Here is a 22,386-nt window from a genome sequence, read left to right as displayed (position 1 = left end):
GTGGACGGGCCGGGCCCGGCTCAGCCGAAGGCGAACCAGCTCGTCCGCAGCCCCAGGGTGGAGCGGAACGTCGGTCCCCCGACGGTGACGCTGCCGGCGGTGCCCTTCAGGACCAGCTGCTCGACGCGGCCCGACCACTGGCCGTGGCCGTCGCGCTGGGTCACCACGACCCGCTGCAGGGTGCCCACGGCCGGCCACCGGCGCTGCAGGGTCGCCCGCGAGACGGTGGTGGTCCAGGTGTGCACCGGGTTGCCGGCGTAGTCGTCGTACGGGTCGGCCTTGGCGACCAGGTAGGGCTGCCCGCCGTCGGTCAGCCAGCCCCCGCTCGAGGAGCCGAACTGCGTGAACGCCGGCCCCCCGGCGTACGTCACGACCTGGGCGGCGGTGGCGCTCACGGCCGCGTCGGACCGGGAGTCCTCCGCGGCGACGCCGCCGTAGACCTGGCACGAGGTGGTGTCGCAGGTCTGCCACGAGCGGTTCGGGTGGGCCGCGCGGTCGAAGGCGGCGTACGTGCGCGCGGCCACGGCCTGGGCCTGCAGCGCCGCGGGCATCCAGGAGGGCGGCATCTCGCGCGGGACCACGCCGCGGACGTAGTTGTCGATCCCGACGACGTCGACCGTGCGGCCGGCCGAGAGCCGCAGCGCGCCGCGGTAGACGCGCGTGGTGCCGGCGACCTGGAGGGTCACCGGTCCGTTGCGGTGGAACTCGGCGTCCCCGGAGAGCGCCTTGCCGCCGGGGAGGTAGGGGTGCCAGCCGGCCTTGGCGTACTCCAGCCGGGTCGCGCCGGCCACCGTGCGCAGCCGCCACGAGGTGATCCCCGCGGTCGTCGGGAGGGCGTACGACGCGCGGCCGGCCACCTGGCGCACCCGCAGGCCGGCGGCCGGGGCGACCCGGACGTCGCCGTCGGTGTCGGCCGAGATCAGCACCCGGATCGTCCCGCCGAGCGAGGTCAGGGTGGTGCCGGGGTAGTAGAACTTCAGGATCTGGGCCGCGGTCAGGCCCTGCTTGGCGGCCCCCTGCGCGCCGTACTGCGACATGCCGTGGCCGTGCCCGAACCCGTGGCCGGTGATCTTCAGGACCCCGTCGGCGGGCACGGCGTACGACTGCGAGACGGTGACCGAGGCGTCCGCACCCGCCACCGGCGCGAGCAGCGCCGTGCCGACGACGGACGCTCCCAGCACCCCCGCGAGGACGCGGCGGGACCGTGCGTTCGGTGCGTGCGGAGCGTGCATGGGACGGACCCCCGAGGGCAGTCGCAGGTGACGGGACCGCCTCAGTATGCGCAGCGTCAACGGCGCCTGACCGGCGTTCGGCGAGACGCATCGAGGCCCCGCCTGAACCACACCGGTGTGGTTCCGCGGGCGGCGCCTAGGCCCGCTCGGGCGAGTGGTGCAGGCGCCGCGCGGCCTCGGCCACGGAGCCGCTCATCGAGGGGTAGACGGTGAAGGCGTGGGCCAGCTGGTCGGCGGTCAACGAGGCCGCCACCGCGATCGAGATCGGGTGTACCAGCTCGCTGGCCCGCGGCCCGACGACCACGCCGCCGACCACGATCCCCGTGCCGGGTCGGCAGAACAGCTTCACGAAGCCGTCGTGGACGCCCTGCATCTTGGCGCGCGCGTTGCCCGCCAGGTCCAGGCGCACGGTCTCGGCGTCGATCTCACCGGCGTCGACGGCGCGCTGGGAGACCCCGACGGTGGCGATCTCGGGGGCGGTGAAGACGTTGGAGGCGACCTGGCGCAGGTCGAGCGGGGTCACGGCGTCGCCGAGGAAGTGCCACATCGCGATCCGGCCCTGCATGGCGGCCACGCTGGCCAGCATCAGGACGCCGGTGCAGTCGCCCGCGGCGTACACCCCTCGGGCGGTGGTGCGCGAGACCTTGTCGACGCGCACGAAGCCGCCGTCGTCCACCTTCACGCCGGCCTCCTCCAGACCGAGGTCGGCGGTCTTGGGGATCGACCCGAGGGCCAGCAGGCAGTGGGAGCCGGTGACCGTGCGGCCGTCGGTCAGGGTCACGGTCACCTGGTCGCCGTCGCGGGTCACCGACTGCATCCGCGACTTCGACAGCACCTCCATGCCGCGCCGGGTGAGCACGTCCTCCAGGACGGTCGCGGCGTCGGCGTCCTCGCCGGGCAGCACCCGGTCGCGCGAGGAGACCAGGACGACGTCGATGCCCAGGGCCATGTAGGCGCTGGCGAACTCGGCTCCCGTGACGCCGGAGCCGACCACGATCATCCGCGACGGCGCCTCGGTGAGGTCGTAGACCTGCTCCCAGGTCAGGATCCGCTCCCCGTCGGGCTCGGCGGTGGCCAGCGTGCGCGGCGCGGCCCCGGTGGCCAGCAGCACGGCGTCGGCCGGCAGGGCCTCGCTGCCGCCGTCGGCGAGGTCGACGTGCACCTCGCCGGGGCCGTTGAGCCGGCCCCGACCGAGCACGACCCGCACGCCCTCGCGCTCCAGGCGACGGCCGATGTCGGCGGACTGGTCGGCGGCGAGCCGCTTGACCCGGCGGTTGACGCGGTCGAGGTCGACGACCACGTGGTGGGCGGCGTCGCCCTCGACGTCCTCGAAGCTGATCCCGAGCTCGGGGGCGCCGGAGAACTCGGTCATCAGCTCGGCCGTGGCGATCAGGGTCTTCGAGGGCACGCAGTCGGTGACCACCGCCGACCCGCCCAGGCCGTCGCAGTCCACGACCGTGACGTCGGCACCGAGCTGGGCGGCCACCAGGGCCGACTCGTAGCCGCCGGGGCCGCCCCCGATGATCACGACGCGGTCGGAGGGACGCAGGTCTGCAGTGCTCACGCCGGCCATTGTGTCGCATGTCGAGCCGCGGCCCGACGCCCCTTAGTCTGCGGTGGTGACTCTGTACGCCGCCTACGGGACCAACCTCGATCCCGCCCGGATGGGCGAGCGCTGCCCCCACTCCCCCCTGCGCGGCACCGGCTGGCTGCAGGGCTGGCGCCTCACCTTCGGCGGTGAGGAGCACGGCTGGGACGGCGCGCTCGCCACGATCGTCCAGGACCCCTTCGAGCAGGTCTTCGTGGCCGTCTACGACGTCACCTCCGAGGACGTCGCGGCCCTCGACGGCTGGGAGTCCGCCGACACCGGCCTGTTCCGCAAGACCAAGGTGCGGGTCTCGATGCTGGAGGAGGAGGTCGTCGCCTGGGTCTACGTCCTCGACGCCTTCGAGGGCGGCCTCCCCTCGGCCAGCTACCTCGGCGTCCTCGCCGACTCCGCCGAGTCCGCCGACGCCCCCGACGACTACGTCACCGCCCTCCGCGGCCGCCCCTGCCGGTCCAACTTCGGGGGCTGAGCGCCGACAACCTCCCGGCCCGCCGCGCCGTAGGATCCCCCGCGTGACCCCGACGACGTACGCCGAGCAGGCGAGCCAGGCAGCCGGCGTGCTGGCCGAGAAGACCGGCGTGGAGCGTCACGACGTCGCCCTGGTCCTCGGATCGGGCTGGCTGCCGGCCGTGGACGCGCTCGGCGAGACCACCGCCGAGATCAGCTCCACCGACCTGCCCGGGTTCGCCCCGCCGGCCGTCGCCGGGCACGCGGGCAAGATCCGCTCGGTCCGCGCCGGCGACACCCGGCTGCTGGTGTTCCTGGGGCGCACCCACCTCTACGAGGGACTCGGCGTGCGGCCGGTCGTGCACGGCGTACGCACCGCTGCGGCCGCCGGGTGCCGCACCGTCGTGCTGACCAACGGCTGCGGCGGTCTCGACGAGTCCTGGACCCCCGGCACCCCGGTGCTGATCTCGGACCACCTCAACCTCACCGCGACCTCGCCGCTCGAGGGCGCGAGCTTCGTCGACCTCACCGACCTCTACTCCCGCCGGCTGCGGGCGCTGTGCCGCGAGCTCGAGCCGGACCTGGCCGAGGGCGTCTACGCCCAGCTCCCCGGGCCCCACTACGAGACGCCGGCCGAGATCGCGATGATCCGCGCGATCGGCGGCACCCTGGTCGGCATGAGCACGACGCTCGAGGCGATCGCCGCCCGCGAGGCCGGGATGGAGGTCCTGGGCCTCAGCCTGGTCACCAACCTCGCCGCCGGCATCACCGGTCAGCCCCTGAACCACGAGGAGGTCCTCGAGGCCGGCCGCGCCGCCGCGACCCGGATGGGCGAGCTGCTCGGTCGCGTCGTACCCCGCCTCTGACCGCCGGACGGCGCGACCCGACGCGATTCCTGGGATCGCGTTGACACGCGTGTCCGCGCGCCGCTTGGCTGGTCGCGGCGACGGACACGTACCCGGGAGGACACCTGCATGAGCGAGCCTGACGAGGCCACCGAGAAGGACCACGACGAGGCCGGCAGCAGCGGCGACGGCGAGCGCGAGGGCTCGATCCTCGACGACGGTGGCATCGACACCGACGAGCGCGCCGGTCGCAGCCAGGGCATCGACGTCGACTCCGAGCCCGACGACGACGTCAAGCAGGAGATGGAGGAGGAGCGCGAGAAGCGCCTCGACCCCGACAACCGGCCCGAGAACGCGGAGATCGACAACACCGACCGCGACTTCGACGTCAAGCGCGGCATGTTCACCGACAACGAGGCCTATGACGAGGGCGAGCCCGAGGCCTACCCCGGCGAGGACGACCCCGAGGGCGGCGCCGACGACGGCGGGGACGACTCCGAGGACGAGCCCGACGACGGCTCCGAGCCGGACGACGCCCCCGAGGACGTCCAGGACAGCGAGCAGGAGGAGCAGCGCTCCTGACGCTGCTCCGAGGCGGGGCCGGAGCAGCTGCTCCGGCCCCGCTTGACTTCGAGCCCGCTCCAAGGACGACACTGCTGCGGTGAGCCCCCTCAGCATCGCCGAGGCCGCCGAGGCGACCGGCCTGACCACCCACACGCTGCGCTACTACGAGCGCGACGGGCTGCTGCTCGGCGCCGTCGACCGGTCCCCCTCGGGCCACCGGCGCTACACCGAGCACGACCTGACCTGGATCGCGATGATCACCCGGCTGCGGTCCACGGGCATGCCGGTGCGCGACGTACGCCGCTACGCCGACCTCGTCCGCGCCGGCGACGGCAACGAGGACGAGCGCCTGGAGCTGCTCAAGGACCACCGCACCCGTGTGGAGGAGCAGCTGCGGGAGGTCACCGGTCACCTGCGCGCGATCGACCACAAGATCGGGATCTACGAGGGGCGCCTCGAGCAGGCCTCCTGACTCCCACCTGTCAGCCTCGGCGCCCCGTCTTGACCTGGAGCGCACTCGAAGGTCTTGAGTGGGAGCCATGAGCATCGACCACCGCACCCTGGGGCGCGACAAGCCCCTCACCGTCTCCACCCTCGGCCTCGGCTGCATGGGGATGTCGGAGTTCTACGGCACGCCCGACGAGCAGGGCGGCACCGACACCATCCACCGCGCCCTCGACCTCGGCGTCACCTTCCTCGACACCGCCGACATGTACGGCCCGTTCGTCAACGAGCAGCTCGTCGGCAAGGCCATCGCCGGCCGCCGCGACGAGGTCCAGCTGGCCACCAAGTTCGGCAACGTCCGCGGCGAGAACGGCGAGCGCCTGGGCATCGACGGCTCCCCGGAGTACGTCCGCAAGGCGTGCGACGCCTCGCTGCGCCGGCTCGGCGTCGACCACATCGACCTCTACTACCAGCACCGCGTCGACCAGTCGGTCCCGATCGAGGAGACCGTCGGGGCGATGAAGGAGCTCGTCGAGGCCGGCAAGGTGACCCACCTCGGCCTGTCCGAGGCGAGCGCGGCCAACATCCGCAAGGCCCACGCCGTCCACCCGATCACCGCCCTGCAGACCGAGTACTCCCTGTTCACGCGCGACCTCGAGGACGAGATCCTCCCGACGATCCGCGAGCTCGGCATCGGCCTGGTGCCCTACTCCCCGCTCGGCCGCGGGCTGCTCACCGGCGCGATCACCAAGGACGGCGGGCTCGGCGAGGGCGACAGCCGCACCTCGCCGTACTTCCCCCGCTTCCAGGGCGAGGCCCTCGACACCAACCTCGCGCTGGTGGCCAAGATCCGCGAGATCGCCGAGTCCAAGGGCGCCACGCCGGGCCAGCTCGCGCTCGCCTGGGTCCTGGCCCAGGGCGACGACGTCGCCCCGATCCCGGGCACCAAGCGCGTGACGTACCTCGAGGAGAACGTCGGCGCCGCCGACGTCACCCTCACCGAGGACGACCTGCGCGCGCTCGACGCGGCCGTCCCCCGCGACGCCGTCGCCGGCGACCGCTACGGCGACATGTCCCACATCGACGCCTGAGGCGACGCAGGGGACCCACCCTCCCCACCACCCGCCCACCGGGGGATCCCGGCACGCCCCACGACGCCGACCGGGGGATCCGCGCACGGCCACCGTGCTCGGATCCCCCGCTCGCCACCCCAGGGCGTACGCCGATCCCCCGGTCGGCGCTGGACCCTACTTGCGGGTAACATCGCCGCATGAGCACCCGCACCCCCCTGGTCACCCACACCGTGGTCGACGGCGTCGCCGAGGTGCGGCTGGCCCGGCCGGACAAGCTCAACGCGCTCACCCTGGACACCCTGCGCGACCTGGTCGCGACCGCCCGCGTCCTGCGTCGGGACCGCACCCTGCGCGCGGTCGTGCTGACCGGGGACGGGCCGTCGTTCTGCGCCGGCCTGGACTTCAAGGCCGTGCTGGGCAACCCGCCGGGGATCGTGGCCGGGTTCGTGCCGGTGCCCTGGCGCGGCACCAACCTGTTCCAGGAGGCGTGCTGGGCCTGGCGGCGGCTGCCGGTGCCGGTGATCGCCGCGGTCGAGGGCCACTGCTACGGCGGCGGGCTCCAGATCGCCCTGGCCGCCGACTTCCGCATCGCCACCCCCGACTCGCAGTGGTCGGTCCTCGAGGGGCGCTGGGGGATCATCCCCGACATGAGCGGCATCCGCTCGCTGGCGCAGCTGGTCGGGATGGACACCGCCAAGCTGCTGACCATGACCGCCCGCACGGTCTCCGGCAAGGAGGCCGGCGACCTCGGCCTGGTCACCGAGCTGGCCGGCGACCCCGTCGCCGCGGCCCACGACCTCGCCCGCGAGCTCGCCCAGCGCTCCCCCGACGCGCTCGGGGCCACCAAGCGCCTCTTCGAGGACACCTGGACCGCCTCGGCCCGGCACACCTTCGCCCGCGAGCGCGCCGAGCAGCTGCTCCTGCTCTTCTCCGCCAACGCCAAGGCGGCGCGCGAGGCGGCCTTCGCCAAGACCTCCGCGCAGTTCGGTCCCCGCCGACGGCGTTGAGCCTCGTCGGGCGCGGCGCCGCCGCGGGCAGTAGGTTGGGCGCCATGGCCACGACCGCACTCGGGGACGCCCCCGCCCAGACCATCGGAGACCTGCCCGCCGTCGGCGACCAGGCTCCCGCCTTCACCCTCGTCGCCGACGACCTCTCCGAGCTCTCGCTCGCCGACCTGCCGGGCCGGAAGATCATCAGCATCTTCCCCAGCATCGGCACCGGCGTCTGCCAGGCCAGCGTCCGTCACTTCAACGAGCTGGCCTCGGACCTGGAGGACACCACCGTCCTCAACGTCTCGGTGGACCTGCCGTTCGCGCTCTCCGGCTTCTGCGCCGCCGAGGGCCTGGAGAACGTCAAGGTCGCCTCGGCGTTCCGCTCGACCTTCGGCCAGGACTACGGCGTCACGCTGACCGACACCAAGTTCGAGGGCCTGCTGGCCCGCGCCGTGGTCGTCGTGGACGCCGACGGCACCGTCCTGCACAGCGAGCTGGTCCCGCAGATCGGCCAGGAGCCCGACTACGACGCGGCCCTCGCGGCGCTCTGACCCCTCCTCTCCACGGGCCCCGGCCCGGACCTCGCGGCGTACGCCGTCCCGGTCCGGCCGGGGCCCGGCTACGTTGGGGCACCCCCGTCCCGAGGAGCACCATGAAGCTGGCCGTCCACTGCGCGAACCTCACCTGGCCCGGCGGTCCCGCCGCCCTGGCCGGGCACCTCTCCGGCGTCGCCCGCGCCGCCGACGAGGGCGGGATCAGCACCCTGACGATGATGGACCACTACTTCCAGATGGAGCAGATGGGCGGCCCGCCCGAGCCGATGCTCGAGGGCTACACCTCCCTCGGATTCCTGGCCGCGCAGACCTCGCGGGTCGAGCTCGGCCTGCTGGTCACCGGCGTGACCTACCGCCACCCGGGCCTGCTGGCCAAGATCGTGGCCACCCTCGACGTGCTCAGCGGAGGTCGGGCGCTGCTCGGCATCGGCGCCGCCTGGTACGACCGCGAGCACCACGGCCTCGGTGTCCCCTTCCCGCCCACCGCCGAGCGCTTCGAGCGGCTCGAGGAGGCGCTGCGGATCTGCCGCCAGATGTGGAGCGAGGAGGACGGCGCCTTCGAGGGCGCCCACTACCGGCTCGCCGAGACCGTCTGCGTGCCCGCGCCGCTGCGCGAGGGCGGTCCCCGGGTGCTGGTCGGTGGCAGCGGCGAGCGCAAGACGCTCCGCTTCGTGGCGCAGTACGCCGACGCGTGCAACCTGTTCGCCTTCCCCCTCGAGGAGATCCGCCACAAGCTCGAGGTCCTCGACCGCCACTGCGAGGACGCCGGCCGCGACCCGGGCGAGGTGCAGCGCACCGTCATCTCCGGCCAGGACCCGCTCGACGACGTCGAGGACTTCCTCCGCCTCGCCGAGTCGTACGCCGAGCTGGGCATCGACCAGGTCTGGGTCGGCCCCCGCGCCGACGACCCCGCCGGCAGCGTCGAGCGGCTCTGCACCGAGGTCCTCCCCCGCCTCGAGCAGATCGGCTGACCCGGTCCCCTAGCCTGCTACCCATGGCTGACCTCGAGCACGTCGACGACCTGGTCCAGCGAGCCACGGCCTGGTCACAGGCCGACCCCGACCCGGTCACGCGGGCCGAGCTGGAGGAGCTGCTGGCCCGGGTCGCCGGGGGTGACCGGGCCGCGGGCGACGACCTCGCCGACCGCTTCGACGGGACCCTGGAGTTCGGCACGGCCGGGCTGCGCGGAGCCCTGGGCGCCGGCCCCAACCGGATGAACCGGGTCGTGGTGCTCCGCGCGGCGGCCGGGCTCACGGCGTACCTCCGCGACTCCGGGGTGGCCCCGGGCGCCACGGTCGTGATCGGCCACGACGCCCGTCACCTCTCCGACACCCTGGCCCGCGACACCGCCGAGGTGGTGGCGGGAGCGGGCTTCCGGGCCCTCGTGCTGCCCCGGGCGCTGCCGACCCCGGTGCTGGCCTTCGCGATCACCGACCTCGAGTGCGCCGCCGGGGTGATGGTCACCGCGAGCCACAACCCGCCGCAGGACAACGGCTACAAGGTCTACCTCGGCGACGGCAGCCAGATCGTGCCGCCGGCCGACACCGAGATCGCCGAGCGGATCGCCGCCGTCGGTCGGCTCGCCACCGTCCCGCGGGGCCCGGAGGAGCGCATCGAGGTGCTCGGCGACGACGTCGTCGACCGCTACCTCGACGCGGTCGCCGCACTGGTCCAGGACGGCCCGCGCGACCTGCGGGTCGTCTACACCCCCCTGCACGGCGTCGGCGGCGCGCTGGCCGCGAGCGTGCTGGAACGGGCCGGGTTCGAGCCCCCGCACGTCGTGGTGGCCCAGGCCGAGCCCGACCCGGACTTCCCCACCGTCGCGTTCCCCAACCCCGAGGAGCCGGGCGCGATGGACCTCGCCACGGCGCTGGCCGCCGAGGTCGGCGCTGACCTCGTGGTGGCCAACGACCCCGACGCGGACCGCTGCGCCGTGGCCCTGCTCGGGCCGCACGGCTGGACGACCCTGCGCGGCGACGAGGTGGGGGCCCTGCTGGCACACCACCTGATGCAGCAGGGGCGGCACGGCACCTGGGCGACCTCGATCGTCTCCTCCTCGCTGCTGGCCCGGATGGCCGACGCGCACGGCGACCCCTTCGTCGAGACCCTGACCGGCTTCAAGTGGATCGGGCGGGTGCCGGGCCTGGTGATGGGCTACGAGGAGGCGCTGGGCTACTGCGTCGACCCCGGCCACGTGCACGACAAGGACGGGCTCTCGGCGCTGCTGCTGGTCTGCGACCTCGCCGCCCGCGAGAAGGCGGCCGGACGCACCCTGCGCGACGTCCTCGACGACCTGGCCCGCACGCACGGCCTGCACGCCACCGACCAGCTCTCGGTGCGGATGCAGGACCTGGCGGCCATCCCGGCGGTCGTGGACCGCCTGCGCGAGCACCCGCCCACCGAGCTCGGCGGCCTGGCCGTCGAGCGGGTCGACGACCTGGCCCTGGGCTCGGCGGACCTGCCGCCGACCAACGGGCTGCGCCTGGTGCTGGCCGAGGGGTCCCGGGTCGTCGTGCGCCCCTCGGGGACCGAGCCCAAGGTCAAGTGCTACCTCGAGGTCGTCGTGCCCGTGGAGCCGGGCGCGGGCACCGACCCCGTCGACGCGGCCCGGATCTCCGCCGCCGCGCGCCTGGACGCGGTCCGGGGCGACCTGCGGGCGGCCGCCGGACTGTGACGCAGGACCGCTAGGTCCCGACCTTGCGGCCACGCAGGCCGACGTCGGTGATCGTCTCCTGGATCCGCTTGTTGCGGTCGTCGATCCGGTGGACGTACCGGATCTCGCGCAGCCCCTGGTCCTGGGCCGCCGACTCGAAGGTGAAGTGGCCGAAGTTCAGGATCCGCCCGTGCAGCGGCTTGTCGACCGAGATGTCGAGGATCCGCGTCAGCGGCATCGTGGCCTCCTTGCGGTTGAGGAGCCCGTGCACGCGGAACACCCGCTGGTTGGTGATCACGAAGCGGTCGATGTTGCGCTTCAGCCCGCGTACGACGCCCCACACCACCAGCACGAACCCGACCAGGATCGGCACCCAGCCCCACTCCGGGTGGGCGAAGGGGACGACGCTCCAGCAGACCAGCCCGCCCAGCACCAGCAGCACCGGCACGATGTAGCAGACCGCGTGGAGGCCGACCTCGTCGACGGTGACCTCGTCGCGGTCGCGCAGCAGCCGGTCACCGATCCGCGGATCGGTGAGGAAGCGGACCAGCCACCGCACGGTGGGAGGGCCCTACTTGCTGACCGAGTGCGCGAAGCTGATCACGGCCTCGAACAGCTTGACCAGCATCGTCCACAGGGCGCTGCCGGCGCCCTTGAGGCTGCCGGCGAAGCCGTTGGGGTCCTGCACCAGCCAGAAGCCGAGGAACAGGACCACGATGATGACCACGCCCTTCTTCAGCACGCCGTCCATAGCTGCTCCTCGGTTCGGGGGAAGTCGGTGAGGTGGGCGCGCGCACAGGCGCACCGAGCCCTCCAGTTCTACCAAGCCGGGGGCCTCGCGTGCCCGAGGCGCGCCTGGGGCGCTGCCCGGGGGCTTGGGGCATGATCGGCCCATGACCGCCTCGCACCCCGCCTCCGGCGCGCACCCGCCCGCCCACTCCGTCCCCGTCGAGGGCGGCGACCTGCACCTGGTGCGCCTGGGCCACCCGGACGCGACCCCGGACCGGACCGTGCTCGCGGTCCACGGCATCACGGCCTCGGGGGCCGCGTGGCCGGCCGTGGCCGCCGCGCTCCCCGACGGCTGGTGCCTGGTGGCCCCCGACCTCCGCGGGCGCGGCCAGTCGCGCGACGTGGAGGGGCCGGCGGGGCTGCTGCGGCACGCCGCCGACGTCTGCCTGGTGGCGGAGTCGCTGGACCCCGAGCGCACGGGCGGGCTGGTCCTCGCGGGCCACTCGATGGGCGCCTACGTGGCCGCGCTGGCCGCCCGGGCGCGGCCCGACCTGTTCTCCCGCGTCGTGCTGGTCGACGGCGGCGTCCCCCTGCCGGTGCCCGAGGGTGCCGACCCGGACGCGATCCTGGAGGCCACGCTCGGTCCGGCGCTGGAGCGGCTGGCGCAGACCTACGACTCGGTCGAGGACTACGTCGCGTTCTTCCGCCAGCACCCCGCGCTGGGCCCCTTCTGGGACGACACCATCGAGTCCTACGTGCGCTACGACGCCCTGGAGACGCGCGACGGGATCCGGTCGCGGGCGGTCGAGGAGGCCGTGCGGGCCGACGGTCGCGACCTGCTCACCATCGCGCGCGAGCTCGACGACGCCCTGCGCGGGTCCACGCTGCCGACCCACCTGCTGGTCGCCCCGCTCGGCATGTTCGGCCAGGCCCCCGGACTGCTGCCGGCCGAGGCCGTGACGGCGTACGACGAGGAGCTGGCGCACCTGACCGCCGAGACCGTGCCCGACGTGAACCACTACACGATCCTCTTCGACCGCACCGCGGCCGCGCGGATCGCGGAGGTGCTGGTCGGCGGCTCCTGAGACCCGCTGTGGCTCAGCCCACCGGGTCCGAGGCCGGGGCGCCGGCCTCGAGGGAGGCCAGCAGGCGGTCGGCCGCGGCGTAGGGGTCGCTGTCGCCGGCCACCACGGCCGCGGCCAGCACGTCGAGCTCGGTGTTCTCGTGCACCCCGCGCCACTGCTCGCGCAGGGCCGTGACCGCGATCGCCTCGATCTCGTCGCGGGCCCGCTTGAGCCGGCGCTGCTCGAGCTCGCCGGAGGCGACCAGGTGGGCGCGGTGCTGCTCGATCGCGGCGACCAGCTCCTCGACGCCCTCGCCCCGGCTGGCGACGGTCTTCACGATCTCCGGTCGCCAGGCACCCGGGTCGCGCGTGGTGAGACCGATCATCGAGCGCAGCTCGCGCCGCACCTGGTCGGCGCCGTCACGGTCGGCCTTGTTGATCACGAACACGTCGCCGATCTCCAGGATGCCGGCCTTGGCGGCCTGGATCCCGTCCCCCATGCCGGGCGCGACGAGGACCAGCGTGGTGTCGGCCATGGCGGCGATCTCGACCTCGCTCTGACCCACGCCGACGGTCTCGACCAGGATCACGTCGCAGCCCGCGGCGTCGAGCACCCGCAGGGCCTGCGGCGCCGCCCAGGACAGTCCACCGAGGTGGCCGCGCGAGGCCATCGAGCGGATGTAGACGGACCTGTCGAGCGCGTGGTCCTGCATCCGCACCCGGTCCCCGAGCAGCGCGCCGCCGGAGAAGGGCGAGGACGGGTCGACCGCGAGCACGCCCACCCGCTGGCCGGTCGCGCGCAGGGCGGTCACCAGCGCCGAGGTCGAGGTCGACTTGCCCACACCGGGCGAGCCGGTGAGGCCCACGACGTGCGCCGTGCCGGCGTGCTCCGCGAGCCCGGCCATCACCTCGCGCAGCAGCGGCGAGGCGTCCTCGACCAACGAGATCAGGCGGGCGACCGAGCGGGCGTCACCCTCTCGCGCCCGGGCCACCAGGGCCGGGACGTCCCCGGTCGACCGTCTGCTCACGCCGGGGATCAGGCCTTCGGGACCTTCACGACCAGGGCGTCGCCCTGGCCGCCGCCACCGCACAGGGCGGCCACGCCGGTGCCACCGCCACGCCGCTTCAGCTCCAGCGCCAGGTGCAGCACGATCCGGGCGCCGGACATCCCGACGGGGTGGCCCAGGGCGATGGCGCCGCCGTTGACGTTGACCTTCTCCTCGGGCAGGCCGAGCTCGCGGGCCGACTCGATGCCGACGGCGGCGAACGCCTCGTTGAACTCCACCAGGTCGACGTCGTCGACGGAGATACCCTCCTTGGCGAGCGCCTTGGCGGTCGCGTTGGCCGGCTGCAGCTGAAGGGTGGAGTCGGGGCCCGCGACCATGGCGTGGGCGCCGATCTCGCACAGCCAGTCGAGGCCGAGCTCCTCGGCCTTGGCCTTGCTCATCACCACGACGGCGCAGGCGCCGTCGGAGATCTGCGAGGCCGAGCCCGCGGTGATCGTGCCGTTCTTGTCGAAGGCCGGGCGCAGGCGGCCCAGGGACTCGGCGGTGGTGTCACCACGCACGCCCTCGTCGGTGGAGACGACGACCGGGTCGCCCTTGCGCTGCGGGATCTCGACGGGCACCACCTCCTCGTCGAAGACGCCGTTCTTCCACGCCGCGGCGGCCTTCTGGTGCGACCGGGCGGAGAACTCGTCCTGCTCCTCGCGGGTGAGCTGGGTGCCGGCGGCGTTGCACTGCTCGGTCAGGCCGCCCATCGCCTGCTGGGTCGCCTGGTCGAAGAGGGCGTCGTAGGCCATCGAGTCGACCAGCGCCACGTCGCCGTACTTGAAGCCCTCGCGCGACTTCGGCAGCAGGTGCGGCGCGTTGGTCATCGACTCCATGCCACCGGCCACGACGACCTCGTGCTCGCCCGCGCGGATCAGCTGGTCGGCCAGGGCGATCGCGTTGATGCCCGACAGGCACACCTTGTTGATGGTGGTCGAGGGCAGCGACATCGGCAGGCCGGCCGCGATGCCGGCGGTGCGGGCGGGGTTCTGGCCGGCACCGGCCTGGATGACCTGGCCCATGATCAGGTAGTCGACCTGGTCGCCGGAGACGCCGGCCTTCTCCAGGGCGCCCTTGATGGCCACGCCGCCGAGCTCGGCGGCGGACAGGCTCTTGAGCCCTCCGAGCAGCCGACCGATCGGGGTGCGAACGCCTGCGACGATGACGGATCCGCCGGTGCTTGACGACATGGGTGCCTCCTGGTGAACAGACTCGGGTCCGGGCCGACACTACCCACGCGCGGGACGGAGCAGCAGAGGGCGTCCGTCCCGGTCCGTGTCGGGCACGTCACACCTCCCCGGACAGGGGTTGAGGGCCCGGTGGGCCTGCGTGAGGATGACCCGCATGACTGCGAGCGCCCCCCTGGACCTCCCCGCCCACCTGTTCACCCACGTCGACCACGTCGGGATCGCGGTCCCCGACCTCGACGCCGCCAAGGCGCTCTACGAGCAGACTTTCGGCATGACGGTGGTGCACGAGGAGACCAACGAGGAGCAGGGCGTGCGCGAGGCGATGGTCGCCGTGGGTGACTCCGGCTCCTGCATCCAGCTGCTCGCCCCGCTCGACGAGACCTCGACGATCGCCAAGTTCATCGACCGCTCCGGCCCGGGTCTGCAGCAGCTGGCCTACCGCGTGGTCGACGTGGACCAGGTGTGCGCGATCCTGCGCGAGCGCGGCGTGCGCCTGCTGTACGACGCCCCCCGTCGCGGCACCGCCGGCTCCCGCATCAACTTCATCCACCCCAAGGACGCCGGCGGCGTGCTGGTGGAGCTGGTCGAGCCGGGCGCCGAGACGCACTGACCCACCACGGGAAGGCCGCCGCCCTTCCCTGCGTTTCACCTCGTTTGGTCCACTGGTGTCAGCCGACCACGAGGACCCGCCATGACCGACACGATCGACCCGACCGGACCGGGCACACCCCACGACGGCCCGGGCCCCTCCACCTCCGAGGCGGCGGCGACGCTGGAGCGGGCCCTGTTCGAGGTCAAGCGCGTCCTGGTCGGGCAGGACCGGATGATCGAGCGGATGCTGGTGTCCCTGCTGGCGCGGGGCCACCTGCTCCTCGAGGGCGTCCCCGGCGTGGCCAAGACCCTGGCCGTGCGCACGCTCGCCGAGGTCGTCGGCGGCACCTTCCACCGGCTCCAGTTCACCCCCGACCTGATGCCCGGCGACATCGTGGGCACCCGGGTGTGGCGGCCCTCCACCGAGTCCTTCGACACCGAGCTCGGGCCGGTCTTCGCGCACCTCGTGCTGGCCGACGAGATCAACCGGGCCCCGGCCAAGGTGCAGTCGGCCCTGCTGGAGGCGATGGCCGAGCGCCAGGTCAGCGTGGGCGGTCGCACCTACCCGCTGCCCGAGCCCTTCCTGGTGCTGGCCACGCAGAACCCGATCGAGTCCGAGGGCGTCTACTCCCTGCCCGAGGCCCAGCGCGACCGCTTCCTGATGAAGGTCGACGTCACCTACCCCAGTGCCGCGGAGGAGATGGCGATCTTGCAGCGGATGTCGGTGTCCCCGCCGCGCTCGCGCGAGCTGCTCTCCACCGACGACGTGCTGGCGCTCCAGCGGGTGGCCGACCAGGTGTTCGTCCACACCGCCGTCGCCCAGTACGCCGTGTCGCTGGTGATGGCCACCCGTGAGCCCGCCCGCTACGGCGTCGCGCCGATCGCCCAGCACGTGGAGTTCGGGGTCTCCCCGCGCGCCACCCTGGGCCTGGTGGCCGCCGCCCGGGCGCTGGCCCTGATGCGGGGCCGCGACTACGTGCTCCCCCACGACGTGGCCGAGCTGGCCCCCGACGTCCTGTCCCACCGCCTGGTGCTCACCTTCGACGCGGTGGCCGAGGGCGTCGACCCCCGCGAGGTCGTCGCCTACGTGCTCTCCTGCGTGCCGGCCCCCCGCGTCGCGGCCCACGGCGACCCCCAGGGCCGCGACCACCGCCCGGTCGGCAGCGGCGTGTGATGAGGCCCGTCGGACGAGGCCGGCTGCCGTGAGCACGGGTCCCTCGAGGAGCCTGACCCAGGCCCGCCAGGCCTTCGCGGCGCTGGAGCTGACGGTGAGCCGCCGGCTGCCCGGCGTCCTCCACGGCGGGCACGAGGGCACCCGCCTGGGGCCTGGCAGCGAGCCCGACGAGGTGGTCGCCTACCGCCCCGGCGAGGACGACGTGCGCCGCATCGACTGGAACGTGACCGCCCGGAGCGCCCAGCCGCACGTCTGGCGCACCCGCGCCGAGCACGAGCTCGAGACCTGGGTCCTGGTCGACGAGACCGCCAGCATGGACTTCGGCACCGTCGAGGTGGAGAAGGCCGAGCTGGCCGCCTCGGTCACCGGCGCCGTCGCCCTGCTCACCGACGGGCCGGGCAACCGGCTCGGCGTGGCCCACCTGGGCGGCGACGGCCTCACCTGGTCCCCGGCCGTGCCCACCCGTCGTGCCGCCTTCCGCGCGGTCGCCGGCCGGCCCACCGCCCCCGCCACGGCCCGGACCGGCTCGGCGCCGCTCGGGCTGGCCGAGGCCCTGGTCGCGCTGGACCGCCGTCACCGCCGCCCGGGCCTGCGCGTGGTGGTCAGCGACCTCATCGACCCCGACGGCGCCACCGAGCGACCCTTCGCCTGGGAGGTGCCCCTGCGGCGCCTCGCGGCCCGCCACGACGTGGTGGTGGTCGAGGTCCTCGACCCGCGCGAGCTGGCCCTGCCCGACGTGGGCACGGTGGTGCTCCTCGACCCCGAGACCGGCCGCCGCACCGAGGTGTGGACCGGCGACGCCCGGTTGCGCCGCGACTACGCCCGGCTCGCCGCGGACCACCGTCGCGCCGTCGCCGAGGCCGTCCGCGCCTCCGGGGCCCGCCACGTCACCCTCGCCACCGACCGCGACTGGGTCGCCGACCTGGCCCGCTTCCTGCGCCGCCCCAGCGCCCGCGGCTCGCGGAGCGTGCTGCCGGGCCGCGGTCGGACCGGGGCCGCGCGATGAGGTTCCTCTCCCCGTGGTGGCTGCTGCTCCTGCTGCCCGTCCTGGCCGTGGCCGTCACCTACGTCGTCCAGCACCAGCGCCGCAGCCGCTACGCCGTGCGGTTCGCCTCGATGCCGATGCTGGCCCGGCTGGCCCCCGAACGCCCCGGCTGGCGTCGGCACGTCCCGGCGGGCCTGCTCCTGCTCGCCCTGCTGCTGCTCGCCCTGGCCACGGGCCGCCCCGAGGCCGACGTGCGCGTCCCGCGCGAGCGCGCCGTGGTCGTGGTGGCCGTCGACGTGTCGCTGTCGATGAAGGCCACCGACGTCGAGCCCAGCCGGATCAAGGCCGCCGCCGACGCCGCGACCCGCTTCGTGCGCGGCCTGCCCGACGGGTTCGACGTCGCCGTGGTCTCGTTCGCGGGCACCACGAGCGTGCTCGCGCCGCCCACCACCGACCGCCAGGTCGACGTCGAGGCGCTCCAGAGCCTCGCGCTGGCGACCCGCACCGCGATCGGCGAGGGGGTCTTCACCTCGCTGGACGAGGTCAAGACCGCCCGGAGCCGCGGCGCGGCCAAGGTCCCGGCCCACGTCGTGCTGCTCTCCGACGGCACCAACACCACGGGCCGCACTCCCGCCGAGGCCGCTGCCGCGGCCCGCAAGGCCGGCGTGCCGGTCTCGACCATCGCCTACGGTACGCCCAACGGGACCGTGGAGACCCAGGGCCAGCTGGTCCCCGTGCCGGTGGACACCGCGACCCTCGCCTCGCTCGCCGCCTCCAGCGGCGGCCGCTCCTACGTCGCGCAGAGCAAGGACGAGCTCCAGCAGGTCTACGACGACATCCAGACCTCCATCGGCTTCCGCACCGAGCAGCGCGAGCTCACCCAGTACGCCGCCGCGGCCGCCCTGCTCCTGGCCCTCCTCGCCGCCGGGCTCTCCCTGCGCTGGACGGCCCGCCTGCCCTGACCGGACGGTGAGGTCGAGGGGCTCGCAGCGGACCGGGGAGCCAGATAGGTCACACCCCGCTGACACTGTGGCTACTCGCCGGTAGATTCCGGCGCACCCGCCCCCGACCAAGGAGCAACCCGTGCAGCAGATCCTCGACGCCATCCTGGCCGGAGACACCTCCGGCGAGGACTTCGCCGCCCTCCAGCTCCCGGACCACTACCGGGCCGCCACCGTCCACAAGGACGAGGTGGAGATGTTCGAGGGCCTCACCACCCGTGAGAAGGACCCGCGCAAGTCGATCCACGTGGAGGACGTCGCGCTCCCCGAGCTCGGTCCGGGCGAGGCCTTCGTGGCCGTGATGGCCAGCGCCATCAACTACAACACCGTGTGGACCTCGATCTTCGAGCCGGTCTCGACGTTCGGCTTCCTCGAGCGCTACGGCAAGGTCTCCCCGCTGTCGGCGCGCCACGACCTGCCCTACCACGTGGTCGGCTCCGACCTCGCGGGCGTCGTGCTCAAGACCGGCCTGGGCGTGCACAGCTGGAAGCCCGGCGACGAGGTCGTCGCGCACTGCCTCTCGGTCGAGCTCGAGGGCCCCGAGGGCCACAACGACACGATGATGGACCCCGAGCAGCGGATCTGGGGCTTCGAGACCAACTTCGGCGGCCTCGCCCACATCGCGCTGGTCAAGTCCAACCAGCTGATGCCCAAGCCCGACCACCTCACCTGGGAGGAGGCCGCCTCCCCCGGCCTGGTCAACTCCACGGCCTACCGCCAGCTGGTCAGCCGCAACGGCGCCGGGATGAAGCAGGGCGACAACGTCCTGATCTGGGGCGCGAGCGGCGGCCTCGGCGGCTACGCCACGCAGTACGCCCTCAACGGCGGCGCCACCCCGGTCTGCGTGGTCTCCAACGACGCCAAGGCCGAGATCTGCCGCAAGATGGGCGCGGAGCTGATCATCAACCGCTCCGAGGAGAACTGGCAGTTCTGGAAGGACGAGCACACCCAGGACCAGCGCGAGTGGCGCCGGCTGGGGGCCAAGATCCGCGAGCTCACCGGCGGCGAGGACGTCGACATCGTCTTCGAGCACCCGGGCCGCGAGACCTTCGGCGCCAGCGTGTACGCCGCGCGCAAGGGCGGCACGATCGTCACCTGTGCCTCCACCACGGGCTACATGCACCAGTACGACAACCGCTACCTGTGGATGAACCTCAAGCGCATCATCGGCTCGCACTTCGCCAACTACCGCGAGTCGTGGGAGGCCAACCGGCTGATCGCCAAGGGGATGATCCACCCGACCCTGTCGAAGAGCTACACCCTCGACGAGGTCGGCCAGGCAGCGCTGGACGTCCACGAGAACTCCCACCAGGGCAAGGTCGGCGTGCTCTGCCTGGCCCCCGAGGAGGGCCTCGGCGTGCGTGACCACGAGCTGCGCGCCAAGCACCTCGACAAGATCAACGCCTTCCGCGGCGTCTGACCACACCGGCCCCACCGGTCCCACGGGACGCGCAGCACCCCACCGCACCCGGTGGCACCAGCGCGGTGCCGCCGGGTGCGGCGCTTTTCGCAGACCTCCCGGCGCGTCGCGCAGACGGCGGTGGGAATCGGCCGAGGCGTGGGCGAGACTGGCGGCGTACGTCGGCCGCCAACCCGGATTGAGGAACACCAATGAGCAACGCGGGCCTGTCCATCTTCGACCACGACGACCACGAGGACGCCCGGGAGAGCCAGGACGGTCCCGAGAGCCGCGACACCGGTGACCAGGGCGACTCGCGCGACGCCGCGACCCAGGTCGTGCCCGTCGTGGAGAAGGACACCCAGCAGTCCTCGCGCCGCACCTCCCAGCAGGTGGCGGAGAAGCCCCGCCCCGCGCAGCAGCGCGGCCCCCAGCAGTCCTCCCCGCAGCCCGGGCGTCCGGCCCCCGCCCAGCGCCGCGACCAGGCCGCTCCCCGCGGCTCGGCGCCGGCCGCGCGTCCGGCTCCCGACGCCCGCCCCGCCGCGGCCCAGGCCCCCCAGGCCGGCCGCACCGTGAGCGCTCCGGCCGCCTCCTCGACGCCGGCCCCGTCGTCGGCCCCGGCCCTGCCGCAGCTGCCGACCGTGCGCCGCGGCGGCTACGACACCCACGCCGTCGACTCCTTCCTGCGCAGCTCCGCGACCGAGCGCGCCGGCCTGGCCGCCGCCCTCGCGGAGGCCCAGGACCGCCTGAGCAGCCTCGGCAGCGAGGTGGAGTCCCTGCGCACCCGCGTGGAGGAGAACCAGAACCCCACCTACGCCGGTCTCGGCGCCCGGGCCAACGAGATGCTGCGCCTGGCCGAGGAGCAGTCCGCCGACGTGCTCAACGAGGCCCGCGCCGAGGCCCAGCGACTGCGCCAGCAGGCCCAGCGCGACGCTGCGGCCACCAAGTCCGAGGCCGAGCGCGACGCCGAGGACATGCGCGTGGTCCAGCTGCGCGAGCTCGACGAGAGTCGCACCCGCACGATGGCCGACATCGAGGCGCACCGCACCCGCTCCTTCGCCGACGCCGACGACCGCCTCGCCGCCGCCCGCCGGGAGGCCGAGCAGCACCGGCTCGCGGCCGAGCAGGAGACCAACGCCCTGCGCACCGGCGCCTCCCGCGAGGTGGAGGCCGCCCGGGCCACCGCCGAGCGCGAGCTGCAGGAGGCCCGTCGGGCCCTGGCCGTGGAGCAGGAGCGCCTGACCCGCGAGGCGGCCGCCAACCACGACGCCGCCACGGCGGAGACCCAGCGACTGGTCGCCGACGCCCAGCAGCGGGCCGACGCCGCCGAGACCCGCGCCCGCGAGGCCATGGACGCCGCGGCCGCCGCGCGCGAGCAGGCCGAGCACGAGTCGGAGCAGATGGTCAGCCACGCGCGCCGCGAGGCCGAGCAGATCGTGAGCGCCGCGAAGAAGCAGGCCGACGCGCTGCGCAACAGCGGCCACGCCGACTCCGAGCGCGAGCTGCAGGCCCTCCAGGACGAGGTCCAGCGCCTCTCGCGTCGCCGCGACTCGATCACCTCGCAGCTGGCGCAGCTGCGCGACGTCGTCGCCGGCTTCGGCAACGACGACAACTAGTCACACCACGCAGCAGGGCCCGGGCACCACGTGGTGTCCGGGCCCTGCTGCGTCTGCTCGCGACCTCACGCGCTCGCGAAGCGGCGCAGGACCTCCACGAAGACGTCCGGCTTCTGCGAGTGCACCCAGTGCCCCGCGCCCTTGATCGTCACCTTGCGGTGGCGCGGGAACAGCTCCTGCATGGCGGCGGCGTGCTCGGGACGGACGTAGCGCGACTCGCCCCCCGCCACCCAGAGCACGGGGCCGTCGTACGTCAGCCCCTCCAGGTCGTCGGCCGGCCACCCGCTGATCGTCGGGAGTCCGGTCCCGAGGCCCTCGAGGTCCACCTGCCAGCGCCAGCCGTCGCCGTCGCGGCGCAGGTTCTGGAGCAGGAAGTCACGCACCGCGCGGTCTGGGACCGCCGCGGTGAGCGCCTCGTCGGCGTCGCTGCGGCGGTGGAGGCCGTCGAGGTCCACGCCCCGCATCGCCTCGACGTACGCCGTGAACTCGGTGCTCCCGCCGTAGTCCACCGGCGCGATGTCGACCACGCACAGCCGCGCCACCAGCTCGGGGTGCCGCAGGGCGAGCACCATGGCGACCTTGCCGCCCATCGAGTGGCCCACCAGGGTGACGGGGTCGGCGGCGTCGAGCACGGTCGCCACCTGGTCGGCCAGCGCCGGGTAGTCGACCCCCGCGGGCCACGACGAGCGGCCGTGGTGGGGCAGGTCGACCAGCAGCGAGCGGTGGCCGCCCTCGGCAGATCCGTCGGGGCCGTGGGCCAGGGCCTTGGCGATCCCGGTCCAGTTGCGGCCCTGGCCGAAGAGGCCGTGGCAGAAGACGAGAGGGGAGCCCTGCTCCCCCACCTCGGTGGTGTGCAGCACGAGCTCGGACGCGGGTGGCGGCATGCCCTCATCATCGCCGAGGGCATGCCGCCCGGAAGCAGGTGCCCCGCGTCAGGCATCAGGGGTCAGGCGCACCAGCGCACGGACTCCTCGACCACGTCGGCGAAGGCGTGCACGCCGCGCAGGTCCTCGCGGGTGGAGAGCAGGACGCTGACGCCCTGGAGGTGCCGGCTGGCCAGGTCGCGGGTGGCGCCCTCGCGGCTGCGGATCAGCGGGACGGTGACGACGGCGGGGGTGGCGGCGGACAGCGCGATCGGGGTCTCCATGCGGACTCCTCAGGGAAGGTCGGCCCCAGGGT

24 protein-coding genes are annotated in these 22,386 nt (G+C 73.9%); 16 read left to right on the top strand and 8 right to left on the bottom strand.

The annotated features are described in order from the left end of the window. Positions 1-20 precede the first annotated feature (20 nt). The gene (locus ACYVDA_RS13825) at positions 21-1,181 is read right to left on the bottom strand and encodes a SpoIID/LytB domain-containing protein (protein ID WP_460818968.1); all 1,161 of its coding nucleotides are present in this window, start codon (positions 1,179-1,181) and stop codon (positions 21-23) included. 187 nt (positions 1,182-1,368) lie between these two features. Continuing rightward, a complete protein-coding gene (locus tag ACYVDA_RS13820; RefSeq protein WP_460818967.1) occupies positions 1,369-2,796 on the bottom strand; it encodes an NAD(P)H-quinone dehydrogenase in 1,428 nt (475 codons plus the stop codon). 55 nt (positions 2,797-2,851) lie between these two features. Here ACYVDA_RS13820 and ACYVDA_RS13815 point away from each other — a divergent pair, with 55 nt between their 5' ends. The 9 genes from ACYVDA_RS13815 (at position 2,852) to ACYVDA_RS13775 (ending at position 10,431) form a co-directional block, all read left to right on the top strand. Further along, positions 2,852-3,307: a gamma-glutamylcyclotransferase gene (locus ACYVDA_RS13815; protein ID WP_460818966.1), complete on the top strand. Its 456-nt coding sequence runs from the start codon at positions 2,852-2,854 to the stop codon at positions 3,305-3,307. Positions 3,308-3,341: 34 nt separating this feature from the next. Next, positions 3,342-4,151, top strand: a complete 810-nt coding sequence (locus tag ACYVDA_RS13810) for a purine-nucleoside phosphorylase (protein WP_460819085.1) — start codon at positions 3,342-3,344, stop codon at positions 4,149-4,151. Positions 4,152-4,259: 108 nt separating this feature from the next. After that, positions 4,260-4,712, top strand: coding sequence for a hypothetical protein (locus tag ACYVDA_RS13805; RefSeq protein WP_460818965.1), 453 nt, complete (start codon positions 4,260-4,262; stop codon positions 4,710-4,712). Between the two features lie 79 nt (positions 4,713-4,791). After that, on the top strand, positions 4,792-5,166 hold the full coding sequence (locus tag ACYVDA_RS13800) for a MerR family transcriptional regulator (protein WP_460818964.1): 375 nt from the start codon (positions 4,792-4,794) through the stop codon (positions 5,164-5,166). A 67-nt stretch (positions 5,167-5,233) separates the two neighbouring features. Further along, positions 5,234-6,229: an aldo/keto reductase gene (locus ACYVDA_RS13795; protein WP_460818963.1), complete on the top strand. Its 996-nt coding sequence runs from the start codon at positions 5,234-5,236 to the stop codon at positions 6,227-6,229. Between the two features lie 179 nt (positions 6,230-6,408). Further along, positions 6,409-7,218, top strand: coding sequence for a crotonase/enoyl-CoA hydratase family protein (locus tag ACYVDA_RS13790; protein ID WP_460818962.1), 810 nt, complete (start codon positions 6,409-6,411; stop codon positions 7,216-7,218). Between the two features lie 44 nt (positions 7,219-7,262). Then, a complete protein-coding gene (gene tpx, locus ACYVDA_RS13785; protein ID WP_460818961.1) occupies positions 7,263-7,754 on the top strand; it encodes a thiol peroxidase in 492 nt (163 codons plus the stop codon). 101 nt (positions 7,755-7,855) lie between these two features. After that, complete coding sequence (locus tag ACYVDA_RS13780) at positions 7,856-8,728, top strand: LLM class F420-dependent oxidoreductase (protein WP_460818960.1); 873 nt, start codon at positions 7,856-7,858, stop codon at positions 8,726-8,728. 23 nt (positions 8,729-8,751) lie between these two features. Beyond that, complete coding sequence (locus ACYVDA_RS13775; protein WP_460818959.1) at positions 8,752-10,431, top strand: phospho-sugar mutase; 1,680 nt, start codon at positions 8,752-8,754, stop codon at positions 10,429-10,431. Positions 10,432-10,441: 10 nt separating this feature from the next. On the opposite strand, the gene ACYVDA_RS13770 is transcribed toward ACYVDA_RS13775, so the two are convergent. Together ACYVDA_RS13770 and ACYVDA_RS13765 are read right to left on the bottom strand one after the other, a co-directional pair. Continuing rightward, positions 10,442-10,969: a PH domain-containing protein gene (locus ACYVDA_RS13770; protein ID WP_460818958.1), complete on the bottom strand. Its 528-nt coding sequence runs from the start codon at positions 10,967-10,969 to the stop codon at positions 10,442-10,444. Between the two features lie 12 nt (positions 10,970-10,981). Further along, positions 10,982-11,161 (bottom strand): hypothetical protein, encoded by a 180-nt coding sequence (locus ACYVDA_RS13765; RefSeq protein ID WP_460818957.1) that lies wholly within the window; start codon positions 11,159-11,161, stop codon positions 10,982-10,984. A gap of 142 nt (positions 11,162-11,303) precedes the next feature. Here ACYVDA_RS13765 and ACYVDA_RS13760 point away from each other — a divergent pair, with 142 nt between their 5' ends. Next, positions 11,304-12,224 (top strand): alpha/beta hydrolase, encoded by a 921-nt coding sequence (locus tag ACYVDA_RS13760; RefSeq protein ID WP_460818955.1) that lies wholly within the window; start codon positions 11,304-11,306, stop codon positions 12,222-12,224. Between the two features lie 13 nt (positions 12,225-12,237). On the opposite strand, the gene meaB is transcribed toward ACYVDA_RS13760, so the two are convergent. Beyond that, entirely contained in the window at positions 12,238-13,230 is a 993-nt protein-coding gene (meaB, locus tag ACYVDA_RS13755; RefSeq protein WP_460818954.1) for a methylmalonyl Co-A mutase-associated GTPase MeaB, read from the bottom strand. An 8-nt stretch (positions 13,231-13,238) separates the two neighbouring features. Further along, positions 13,239-14,441: an acetyl-CoA C-acetyltransferase gene (locus ACYVDA_RS13750; RefSeq protein WP_460818953.1), complete on the bottom strand. Its 1,203-nt coding sequence runs from the start codon at positions 14,439-14,441 to the stop codon at positions 13,239-13,241. A 154-nt stretch (positions 14,442-14,595) separates the two neighbouring features. On the opposite strand from ACYVDA_RS13750, the gene mce reads away from it, so the two are divergent. From mce to ACYVDA_RS13720, 6 genes are all read left to right on the top strand, one after another. Continuing rightward, entirely contained in the window at positions 14,596-15,051 is a 456-nt protein-coding gene (mce, locus tag ACYVDA_RS13745; RefSeq protein ID WP_460818951.1) for a methylmalonyl-CoA epimerase, read from the top strand. Positions 15,052-15,132: 81 nt separating this feature from the next. After that, positions 15,133-16,206, top strand: a complete 1,074-nt coding sequence (locus tag ACYVDA_RS13740) for an AAA family ATPase (protein WP_460818949.1) — start codon at positions 15,133-15,135, stop codon at positions 16,204-16,206. Between the two features lie 28 nt (positions 16,207-16,234). Beyond that, the gene (locus ACYVDA_RS13735) at positions 16,235-17,212 is read left to right on the top strand and encodes a DUF58 domain-containing protein (protein WP_460818948.1); all 978 of its coding nucleotides are present in this window, start codon (positions 16,235-16,237) and stop codon (positions 17,210-17,212) included. Beyond that, complete coding sequence (locus tag ACYVDA_RS13730) at positions 17,209-18,153, top strand: VWA domain-containing protein (protein WP_460818947.1); 945 nt, start codon at positions 17,209-17,211, stop codon at positions 18,151-18,153. Before ACYVDA_RS13735 ends, ACYVDA_RS13730 begins: the two co-directional genes overlap by 4 nt. A 121-nt stretch (positions 18,154-18,274) precedes the next feature. Then, complete coding sequence (gene ccrA, locus ACYVDA_RS13725) at positions 18,275-19,612, top strand: crotonyl-CoA carboxylase/reductase (RefSeq protein WP_460818946.1); 1,338 nt, start codon at positions 18,275-18,277, stop codon at positions 19,610-19,612. A gap of 191 nt (positions 19,613-19,803) precedes the next feature. Further along, positions 19,804-21,207: a hypothetical protein gene (locus ACYVDA_RS13720; RefSeq protein ID WP_460818945.1), complete on the top strand. Its 1,404-nt coding sequence runs from the start codon at positions 19,804-19,806 to the stop codon at positions 21,205-21,207. 65 nt (positions 21,208-21,272) lie between these two features. On the opposite strand, the gene ACYVDA_RS13715 is transcribed toward ACYVDA_RS13720, so the two are convergent. Together ACYVDA_RS13715 and ACYVDA_RS13710 are read right to left on the bottom strand one after the other, a co-directional pair. Then, on the bottom strand, positions 21,273-22,091 hold the full coding sequence (locus tag ACYVDA_RS13715; RefSeq protein WP_460818944.1) for an alpha/beta fold hydrolase: 819 nt from the start codon (positions 22,089-22,091) through the stop codon (positions 21,273-21,275). 62 nt (positions 22,092-22,153) lie between these two features. Further along, positions 22,154-22,354, bottom strand: a complete 201-nt coding sequence (locus ACYVDA_RS13710) for a hypothetical protein (RefSeq protein ID WP_460818943.1) — start codon at positions 22,352-22,354, stop codon at positions 22,154-22,156. Between the last annotated feature and the right edge of the window lie 32 nt (positions 22,355-22,386).

Source organism: Nocardioides korecus, from assembly GCF_054778395.1.
This window is presented reverse-complemented; position numbering and strand designations above follow the sequence as displayed.